This window comes from uncultured Streptococcus sp., assembly GCF_963521255.1.
Classification (GTDB): Bacteria; Bacillota; Bacilli; order Lactobacillales; family Streptococcaceae; genus Streptococcus.
Genome location: NZ_CAUQTU010000004.1, coordinates 143,543 through 154,505 on the forward strand (window position 1 = coordinate 143,543; position 10,963 = coordinate 154,505).

The window sequence follows — 10,963 nt, forward strand, 5'->3', positions numbered from 1 at the left end:
CACAATGTCAAGGAGGAGACACATGTCAAAAGAACAAAAACGCCAAGCGTTTTACACTCAGAGTCCTGAAGAGGTCTTGAAGGCTGTGGATGCGACCGAGCAAGGTTTGTCATCAAGTGAGGCGGAAAAGCGCCTTGCAGAATTTGGCCACAATGAACTCGAAGAAGGCGAGAAACGATCAATCCTGGTCAAATTTATCGAGCAATTTAAGGATTTGATGATTATCATCCTAGTTGCGGCGGCTATTTTATCAGTCGTGACTTCTGGTGGGGAAGATATCGCTGATGCCATTATCATCCTAGCCGTGGTTATCATCAATGCTGCCTTTGGTGTTTACCAAGAAGGGAAAGCAGAAGAAGCGATCGAAGCCCTCAAATCCATGTCTAGTCCAGCTGCCCGAGTTCTTCGTGATGGGCATATGGCGGAGATTGATTCAAAAGAATTGGTTCCAGGTGATATCGTTGCCCTCGAAGCTGGTGATGTAGTACCTGCAGACCTACGTTTGCTAGAAGCTAATTCTCTTAAGATCGAAGAAGCAGCCTTGACAGGTGAGTCTGTGCCAGTTGAAAAAGATTTAACAGCCGAGCTTGATACAGATGCAGGTATTGGTGACCGTGTCAATATGGCCTTCCAAAACTCTAATGTGACTTATGGTCGTGGTCTTGGTGTTGTTGTCAATACAGGTATGTACACGGAAGTTGGTCATATCGCTGGCATGCTCCAAGATGCGGATGAGACGGATACACCACTCAAACAAAACTTGAACAACCTTTCTAAGGTCTTGACCTATGCTATCTTGGTCATTGCCCTTGTTACTTTTGTAGTGGGTGTCTTCATTCAAGGGAAAAATCCACTTGGTGAGTTGATGACCTCTGTTGCCCTTGCCGTTGCAGCTATCCCAGAAGGGCTTCCTGCTATCGTAACCATCGTTCTTGCCCTTGGTACTCAAGTTTTGGCTAAACGAAACTCTATCGTTCGTAAGTTGCCAGCTGTAGAAACTCTTGGTTCAACAGAAATCATCGCTTCTGATAAGACTGGTACGCTGACCATGAACAAGATGACAGTTGAAAAAGTCTTCTACGATGCGGTTTTACATGACTCAGCTGATGACATTGAACTAGGTCTTGAAATGCCACTACTTCGTTCCGTTGTTTTGGCAAATGATACTAAAATTGATGTGGAAGGCAACCTGATTGGTGATCCAACCGAAACAGCCTTTATCCAGTATGCCTTGGACAAGGGCTACGATGTCAAAGGATTTTTAGAGAAATATCCTCGTGTGGCTGAGTTGCCATTTGATTCTGAACGTAAGCTCATGTCAACAGTTCATCCACTTGCAGATGGACGCTTCCTCGTAGCCGTTAAAGGTGCGCCAGACCAACTCTTGAAACGTTGTGTTCTTCGTGATAAGGCTGGGGATATTGCTCCGATTGATGAGAAGGTTACAAACCTCATTCATACAAACAACTCTGAAATGGCTCACCAAGCCTTGCGTGTCCTTGCAGGCGCTTATAAGATTATTGATAGCATTCCAGAAAATCTCACTTCTGAAGAGCTTGAAAATGATTTAATCTTCACTGGTTTGATCGGGATGATTGACCCTGAACGTCCTGAAGCTGCTGAGGCTGTTCGTGTGGCTAAGGAAGCTGGAATCCGTCCAATTATGATTACAGGTGACCATCAAGACACTGCAGAAGCTATTGCCAAACGTTTGGGAATCATTGATGCAAATGATACAGAAGGCCACGTTTTAACTGGTGCTGAACTCAACGAACTATCAGATGAAGACTTTGAAAAAGTTGTTGGTCAATACTCTGTTTATGCCCGTGTGTCTCCAGAACACAAGGTTCGTATCGTCAAGGCTTGGCAAAAACAAGGTAAAGTCGTTGCCATGACAGGTGATGGTGTCAATGATGCGCCAGCTCTGAAAACAGCCGATATCGGTATCGGTATGGGAATCACTGGTACAGAGGTTTCTAAGGGAGCTTCTGACATGATTCTTGCTGACGACAACTTTGCGACTATCATCGTCGCAGTGGAAGAAGGACGTAAGGTTTTCTCAAACATTCAAAAGACTATTCAGTACCTACTTTCTGCCAATACTGCTGAAGTACTAACTATCTTCCTATCAACCTTGTTTGGTTGGGATGTCTTGCAGCCAGTTCATCTTTTGTGGATCAACTTGGTAACAGATACCTTCCCAGCTATCGCTCTAGGTGTTGAACCTGCTGAGCCTGGTGTCATGAATCATAAACCACGTGGACGTAAGGCAAGCTTCTTCTCAGGTGGTGTTTTCAGTTCTATCATCTATCAAGGTGTACTCCAAGCAGCTATTGTTATGAGTGTTTATGGTCTTGCCCTTCTTTACCCAGTTCACATGGGTGACAATCATGCCATTCATGCAGATGCCCTTACTATGGCCTTTGCAACCCTTGGTTTGATTCAGCTCTTCCATGCTTACAATGTCAAGTCTGTTTACCAGTCCATCTTGACAGTTGGTCCATTCAAGTCTAAGACCTTCAACTGGTCTATCTTGGTATCCTTCATTCTTCTCATGGCAACAATCGTTGTAGAACCACTTGAAGGAATCTTCCACGTAACCAAACTAGACTTGTCACAGTGGGGAATCGTTATGGGCGGAAGCTTCTCAATGATTATCATCGTCGAAATCGTTAAATTTATCCAACGCAAACTCGGCTTTGACAAGAATGCGATTTAAAAAAAGTCATCTTCGGATGGCTTTTTGCTACAGTTGAGGGAAAGGGCTTGCAGTTATCGGCTTTTGTGCTATAATTGCTATAATATAGTAAAAAGTAAGAGGAGTGTGAGGAAGTGGAAAAGAAAATTGTGAAGGATATTTTGTTTTTATCTCAGGTATCTCAGCCGGCAAGTCAGGAAGACCTTTATCTTGCCAGAGATTTGCAGGATACACTTTTAGCGAATCGTGAGACTTGTGTTGGTCTGGCTGCCAATATGATTGGGGTGCAGAAGCGCGTGATTATCTTTAATCTTGGTTTGGTTCCTGTGGTCATGTTTAACCCAGTACTCCTGTCCTCTGAAGGAGCTTATGAGACAGAAGAAGGCTGTTTGTCCTTGACAGGTGTGAGACCTACTAAGCGTTATGAAACCATAAGGGTTGCCTATCGTGACAGCAAGTGGCAGGAACAGACCATGACCTTGACAGGCTTTCCAGCTCAGATTTGTCAGCATGAACTGGATCATTTGGACGGACGAATCATTTAGGAGGAAAGCAAATGAAACGTATAATCTTTGAACTTATTTTTATCTCAACGACCTGGTATATCTTTTTACCGCCCCTTAACCTGACCAGCTGGGAATTTCTCTTTTTCCTCTGTGGGCATTTGCTGCTTGTGGCAATCTTATTTGGCCTTGGCAAGGGGATAAACCTTGTCAAAACGGTTCATGTGCGCCACGGCAAGGCGGAAGCTGCCTTAAATCTAGAGGGTTTCAAAATCAATCGGTTAGGGAAAATCCTTTTAGCTTCTATTGGAGGAATTCTTCTCTTAGCAGGTTTGGTTTCCTTGGTGACTTCCAGCATTTTTCAGGCTAAAAATTATGCCAATGTAGTTACGGTCACGGAAAAAGACTTTACTGAATTTCCTAAGACTGACACCAGTAAGGTTCCTATCTTAGATAGAAGTACTGCTGAAAAAATTGGCGACCGCTACTTGGGTTCCCTAACGGATAAGGTGTCGCAGTATGTAGCGGCAGATACCTATACTCAACTAACGATTGATGGGAAACCTTATCGCGTTACGCCACTAGAATACGCAGATCCCATCAAATGGTTTAACAATCAGGCCAAGGGAATCGGCGAGTATATCAAGGTGGACATGGTAACTGGAAATGCCAACTTGGTGGACTTGAAGACGCCAATCAAATATTCTGACTCGGAGTATTTTAACCGTGATGTCAAGCGTCACCTGCGCTTGAAGTACCCAACTAAGATATTCAAAACTCCATCTTTCGAGGTGGACGATGAGGGCAATCCTTTCTATGTAGCAACGGTTTACCAAAAGCAATTTGGCTTAGCAGTTCCTCGTCCTGCTTCAGTCATTATCTTAGATGCTACAAATGGAGAAACCAAGGAATACAGCTTGGCAGATGTTCCAGAATGGGTGGACAGAGTCTATCCAGCTGAGGAAACTATTGAGCAAATCAACTATAACGGCAAGTATAAGGACGGTTTCTGGAATGCCATGATTTCCAAGAAAAACGTGACCCAGACTACCAAGGGTTATAATTACTTGTCTATTGGTAATGACATCTACCTCTACACAGGTGTGACATCGGCCAATGCAGATGAAAGTAATCTTGGTTTCATCCTTGAAAATATGCGGACAGGAGAAATCACTAAGTACAGTTTGGCTTCTGCGACAGAAGAATCAGCCCGTGAATCAGCCGAAGGTGCTGTTCAGGAGAAATCCTACAAGGCAACCTTCCCAATCCTCATCAACCTCAATGACAAGCCTCTCTACATCATGGGTTTGAAGGACAATGCTGGTTTGGTCAAAGAGTATGCTTTGGTAGACGCAGTCGAGTACCAAAATGTTATCGTAGCAACGACAGTGGAAGAACTACTCAGCAAATACGCCAACAAAAACGATCTTGAGATTGACAATGAAACCACAGAAAGTATCAAGGGTGTGGTAGCAGACCTCAAATCAGCTGTTATCAAGGGAGACACCGTCTACTTCTTTAAAGTTGATGGCAAGATATACAAGGTCAAGGCTTCTGTATCTGATGAACTTCCTTACCTAGAAAATGGTAAAAACTTTGAAGGTCAAGTAGGAAAAGACAATTATCTCAAGACCTTTAAAGTGCAGTAAGAGGGGAGGTTGGGCAAAAACTCAATTTCAGGAAAAAATGAAGTAAATCTTTCCATAATAAAACGCATAGTATCAAGATTTTTCAACACCTGATAGATGCGTTTTTTCTGAGGTTTAAGACTTTCCCCAGTCTCTTTTCAGATGAATTTCTTGGTAGTGGCAAAAAAATATGCTACACTATCAATATGAAAATTTTAATCCCAACAGCAAAAGAAATGAACACAGACTTGCCGAGTATTGAAGCCGCTCCTTTAAAACCAGAAAGTCAGGCTGTGCTGGATGCCTTGGCCCTCTATTCTGCTAGTCAATTGGAGAGTTTTTACAAAGTTTCAGCCGAGAAAGCTGCGGAAGAATTTCAAAATATCCAAGCTTTAAAAAAACAAACTGCTCAATACTATCCAGCCTTGAAACTTTTTGATGGGCTTATGTACCGCTACATCAAGCGAGACAAATTGACCGAGGTAGAACAAGCCTATCTTGAAAATCATGTCTTCATTACCTCGGCTTTGTACGGAGTCGTTCCAGCCTTGTCACCTATGGCACCTCACCGTTTGGACTTTTTGATGAAGTTAAAAGTCGCAGGTAAGACTTTGAAGAGCCATTGGAAGGCAGCCTATGATGAAGCTCTGAAGCAGGAAGAAGTGATTTTCTCTCTCTTGTCATCAGAATTTGAGACTGTATTTTCTAAGGAAATCAGAGAAAAGATGGTGACCTTTAAATTTATGGAGGACAAGGGCGGTCAGCTGAAGATTCACTCAACCATTTCCAAGAAAGCGCGTGGGGCCTTCCTAACAGCACTTATAGAAAATCAAGTACAAACAGTGGAGGAAGCTCGTCGCTTGAACTTTGCCGGATTTGTCTACAGAGAAGACCTGTCCCAACCACAGGAATTGGTTTTTGTTAAGGAAGCATAGAAATCAGATAAGAGAAAAAGTCAGCAAAATCAAGCTGACTTTTTTAGCTTATAAAGTATTGGATAAATGAATCTCATTTGATAAAGTATTAAGATGATTAACCAAATCCATGATTGACAGATGATTTCGACAAATAAATTTCTTGGTAATCCCTGAAATATAGAAATTAGACACGATGATATCGTAATCTGTCTGATTTAAAATCTCAGGACTTGTTTTCAATTCATCCCAAATATCGAAGGTGAATCGATTGTTACAATAGTATGTAAGCATATCCATTAAAGTAAGTGATAGCGCGTGGTCAAAGTTACTGATAAGCAACACCTTGATAGGTGGTCGATTTTCTAACAACTGAGTAGAGAGGTTTTCAGCATGGGTTAAGATGGTATACATCAAGTGTTCCAACTGTTCAGGATGGTCATGCTGTCCAATTGCCTGACGATATTGGGCCAATTCTTGACGCGCACTTTCCATAAAGTCTGGGAAGTAAACTTCAAATTTTTTAATCGTCAATGCTTTTTGTTCAAATAAGATTGGGGTAGAAAAGATTTCCTGACTTTCAAAATAAGCCGTATTATGTAGGTGCCAAATGAGCTCATCATGATTAGCAAATTTAATATTAAATGCTTTAGATAATCGTTCCAAAATTTGGCTTAATAACTGATAAGAATAGCGAGATTCATTATTTTTATTTAGAGAATCAAAGAATTGCTGTGGATCTAGAAAAATATCATTTTGAAGAAAGGAAATGAAAATTTGGGCCAAAATATCTGGAGTCATTTCTAGTCCAAATTGTTGAGAGAAGTATGCAAGCTTGTCCTCAAAATCTGGTAAATTCATTAAAACAGGATAGTAGTCTTGGTAAAAATGATTCGGCAAATCAATGAAATGTCCATTTTTTACTCGATGAATACTAATTGCGAGCATCAGCTTATACATTCTATAGATTGCAAATCGCATTGGGTAATTTGTGGATTTATAGAAGTAGTCAGCGAACTCTGTTATGACTTTTTCAGAAATATCTGGGAAAGGCCAGTCTAGAAAATAATACCGCTCTGAAAAGTATTGGGCATAAAAATAGCGAATATCGATTTCATTTCCATTCAGGGATGTTGGAGTAAAAGACAGTTCAATTTGGAATTGTTTAGAGAGAATGGTGGTAATTCGATTTCCTAAGCGATAAAGATTGGCATTACTAGAATGCAGTTTTTCTACAGTTCGGTAAATAGGCAATTCTTCGTTAAAAAACATATATTCTAATAACTGAAAAGATTGGGAATGACTGAGGAAATAAATATAAATATCTTCTATACTTACACTTGTATCTAGATTTAGCATAATGCCATTGATAGAAGATTGAATTTTGAAGTTTGGGAATGCTGTTCGTAGTTCGTTTAAGTCATTTTTCAGGATACGCTCGGTGCATTCTAAAGTTTGTGCTAATTCGTTTAGACGTATCCAATCTCGTTTCTGAATGAGTATTTCAAGTAGTCGTAATTGTCGTTGTTCTTTTGTAGATAATAGAGATCTCATAGGGTTCTATCCTCCTAAGCTTATTATAGCATATTCTATAATAAAAATGCTAATATTGATATTGTTAAGATGGAGAATGATTCAATTTGTTCTTAAAACAATATTTATGAATTGAATATAGGAAGGCAATCAAATATTAATGGAATATTTGTATTGATTTTGCGATTAAATTTTTACCTCTATATTATTTTTCTGTACCATTTGTACCAAAATATGAGAATCATTTTTTTGTTAGTAAATTCACTTTGATTAGAACAATTTAAATGAATCTTGAGGGAAAAAATATTATATATTAATTTTAAAAACTATATTGAATTATATATAAAATAGATGTAAATTGTATAGTATAAAATTATATTGAGGTAAAAGAATATGAAACAGTCACAGAGAAAATCATTTGATTGGTATAAAATGCAACAACGTTTCTCTATTCGTAAGTATCACTTTGGGGCAGCTAGTGTACTGCTTGGAACAGCCTTAGTCTTGGGAACTGCTGCCAATACGCAAGCAGTACAAGCGGAAGAACACCATCCTGAGGCAACTAATAGTGTTTCTGTTGATAAGGTAGATGAATCTACTAAACTAGCAGGAGTTTCTACACCTAAAAAAGAAACAACTTATGCAGCTCCAACTGTTGCTAATCCAGTAGAAGTAACTCCAGCTAAAACTGAAGAAGCTACTAGACCAGCAGAAAAAGTTGAAGAAGCAAAAGATAAAAAAGAAGAAGTAACACAGCAAGATGCTGTTGACAAGTCAAAATTGTTAACAGCTCTTTCACGTGCTAAAAAATTAGAAAGCAAGTTATATACAGAAGCAAGTGTTGCTAACTTGCAAGCAAGTATCCAAGCTGGTCAAGGTTTGCTTGGAAAAGCAGATGCATCTGAAGCTGAAGTAACAGCAGCAGAGTCATCTATTCAATCAGCTGTCATTGGACTGGAACTTCGTTCTAACACTGATAAAGGAACTGTATCAGAAACTCCTGTAGTGAAGAAAGCTGACACAGCAGAAGGCAAAGAAGAAGCTAAACCAGCAACATCAACGACTGACCGTTCAGCTGTTGATAGTACTGCTTTGCCAACTATCACAGCTGCCAAAGTAGAAATAACCTCAGCTCCAGCATCTACTAATGAAATCTTAAAACCAGGTTTGAGCCTTTCTGATGCTCGCCAAAATCCAGCTATCCGTAAAGAAGACTTGGATAAAGGACATAGTGGCTTTAGAGCTTCTAGCAATCCAGCAAACCCAATTGTCTCAGGCTCTGGAAATACAGTTGCATTTGCCGACATCAGTCAAGCTGGTCGTAGCTATAGTTTCCGTGGCTACGGGAACTCACGTGGTGGTAATTCAATTCATTACGATGTAACAACAGTACGTCAAGGTAATAGATTGAATTTCACAATTGAATATTCTGGCCCAGGTGAATTTGTTAATAATAACTTTATCTTGGATAAAGGGGATGGATTTGGAAATCCTTCAAATGCGACTATCACCACTCCAAGATTAAGAGAACAATCAAAACCTATTAGTCAGGGTGCCAACTTCGTATCTCACTCAGGATACAGTATGACCTCTGCTACTTCAACAAGTGATAGACAAACAATTAGATTTAGTTTGCCTATCAATAATCCAAATGGTGACTTGTCTGTTCGTTTGAAACCTGTTACTTTTAACGTGGACCAAGGCGGTGGTGGTGCCGCTACTAGCAATGACCCATACAGTAACTCCAACTATTATCATAGAGCAAACCCACTATACTTGGATGCCAATCCTTATGGCGGATCTAATAACAAAGTTGTTTCAGAAGACATTGATTTCCAAACTGTCTATCTTCCAACTAGTAAGTTACCAGAAGGTCAAACTAGATTAGTTCGAGAAGGTGAAAAAGGGCAACGTCAAATTACCTATAAAGTACATCGATTTGGTAACGAAACACTTTTAGGATTGCCAATTAGTAATTCTGTTACTAAAGAAGCTAAGCCACGTATTATGCAAATTGGTGTGGCTAAAGAGCTAATCGATACAGTAAAACCACGTGTTGATCAAAATAAAGTTGGTGATACAAATAACCTCACTTTCTATCTTGATAACGATGGCAACGGTGTTTATACTGAGGGCGTAGACGAACTTGTTCAAAAAATTGCCATTAAAGATGGAGTCAAGGGTGAAAAAGGGGACCAAGGTGAACGCGGTCTAACTGGAGCTAAAGGTGAAAAAGGGGACCAAGGTGAACGCGGTCTGACTGGAGCTCAAGGAGCTAAAGGTGAAAAAGGGGACCGAGGCGAACGCGGTTTAACAGGAGCGCAAGGTGCCAAAGGTGAAAAAGGAGACCGAGGCGAACGTGGTCTGACTGGAGCGCAAGGTGCCAAAGGTGAAAAAGGGGACCGAGGCGAACGTGGTCTGACTGGCGCTCAAGGTGCTAAAGGTGAAAAAGGGGACCAAGGCGAACGTGGTCTCACTGGAGCTAAAGGTGAAAAAGGAGACCAAGGTCAGGCAGGTCGTGACGGTGTAACTCCAACCGTAACCGTTAAAGATAATAAAGATGACGGCACTCATACTATCACGATTAACGACGGTAGAGGTAATGTTACAAGTACTGTTGTAAGAGATGGTTTCGATGGCGCAAGTCCATTAGTTGCGACTCAACGAAATGAATCAGATAAAACAACGACCGTTATCTTCTATTATGACCAAAATGATAACAACGAATTTGATGCAGGCGATACAAAACTAAAAGAAGTTGTCATTGCAGATGGAGCCAAAGGTGAAAAAGGTGACAAGGGAGCAACTCCTAAAGTGACAACTGCTCGTGGAGCAGATGGCCACAGTACAGACATTACATTTACAGTTCCTGGAGAAGAGCCTGTTGTAGCTAACATTAAGGATGGTAAAGATGGTCGTACACCAACTATTGACTTAAATGCCTTAGCAGAAGCAGCAGTAAGACTGAATAATCGAAGAAGCGGAAGAGTTAGAAGATCTTTACCAGACGCCTCATCTACAGCACCAGCATCACAACCAGTAGATGGTACTCGTATTACAGCCTACTATGATAATAATGGTAACGGTAAATACGATCCAGATGTGGATGAATTAATTGGTACAAGTGATATATTGAATGGTACGAATGGACGTAATGGTACAGATGGAGCTTCTGGTGCAGATGGTCGTAATGGTGCTGAATTATTAAGTGGGACTAAAGCACCAACAGCAAATGATGGTAAAGATGGCGACACTTATATCGATGCAACTACAGGTGATGTCTATAAGAAAGAAAACGGAACTTGGGATAAAATTGGTAACATTCGTGGACCTCAAGGTCTAAAAGGTGAAGACGGAGTTGCAGGACCACAAGGGCCTAAGGGTGATAAAGGTGACCAAGGTCTTCAAGGACGTGATGGCGCAGCAGGTCGTGACGGACGAGATGGACGCGACGGTAAAGACGTATTGAACGGCAAAGTTAACCCAGAAGCAAACCAAGGTAAAGACGGCGATAAATACGTCAATACAGAAACAGGCGACGTCTTCGTTAAGAATAACGGTAACTGGGAAAAAGAAGGCAACATCAAAGGACCTAAGGGTGACAAAGGTGACCAAGGTCTTCAAGGTCGTGATGGTCAAGATGGAGCACAAGGTTTACCAGGACGCGATGGACGTGATGGCGCTCAA

General features: G+C 40.8%; 6 protein-coding genes. 5 read left to right on the forward strand and 1 reads right to left on the reverse strand.

The genetic code is table 11. The features are described 5' to 3' along the window. Positions 1-22: 22 nt before the first annotated feature. The 4 genes from RWP09_RS04695 (at position 23) to yaaA (ending at position 5,764) form a co-directional block, all read left to right on the forward strand. The gene (locus tag RWP09_RS04695) at positions 23-2,719 is read left to right on the forward strand and encodes a cation-translocating P-type ATPase (RefSeq protein WP_314434527.1); all 2,697 of its coding nucleotides are present in this window, start codon (positions 23-25) and stop codon (positions 2,717-2,719) included. A 113-nt stretch (positions 2,720-2,832) separates the two neighbouring features. Then, a complete protein-coding gene (locus RWP09_RS04700; RefSeq protein WP_314434530.1) occupies positions 2,833-3,243 on the forward strand; it encodes a peptide deformylase in 411 nt (136 codons plus the stop codon). An 11-nt stretch (positions 3,244-3,254) separates the two neighbouring features. Then, a complete protein-coding gene (locus tag RWP09_RS04705) occupies positions 3,255-4,850 on the forward strand; it encodes a hypothetical protein (RefSeq protein WP_314434531.1) in 1,596 nt (531 codons plus the stop codon). Between the two features lie 185 nt (positions 4,851-5,035). Then, complete coding sequence (gene yaaA, locus RWP09_RS04710; protein ID WP_314434533.1) at positions 5,036-5,764, forward strand: peroxide stress protein YaaA; 729 nt, start codon at positions 5,036-5,038, stop codon at positions 5,762-5,764. Between the two features lie 48 nt (positions 5,765-5,812). Here the strand turns inward: yaaA and RWP09_RS04715 are convergent, their stop codons facing one another. Continuing rightward, positions 5,813-7,297 (reverse strand): M protein trans-acting positive regulator PRD domain-containing protein, encoded by a 1,485-nt coding sequence (locus RWP09_RS04715; protein WP_314434535.1) that lies wholly within the window; start codon positions 7,295-7,297, stop codon positions 5,813-5,815. Positions 7,298-7,669: 372 nt separating this feature from the next. Here RWP09_RS04715 and RWP09_RS04720 point away from each other — a divergent pair. Next, a partial coding sequence (locus tag RWP09_RS04720; protein ID WP_314434538.1) for a G5 domain-containing protein occupies positions 7,670-10,963 on the forward strand: 3,294 nt, incomplete at its 3' end.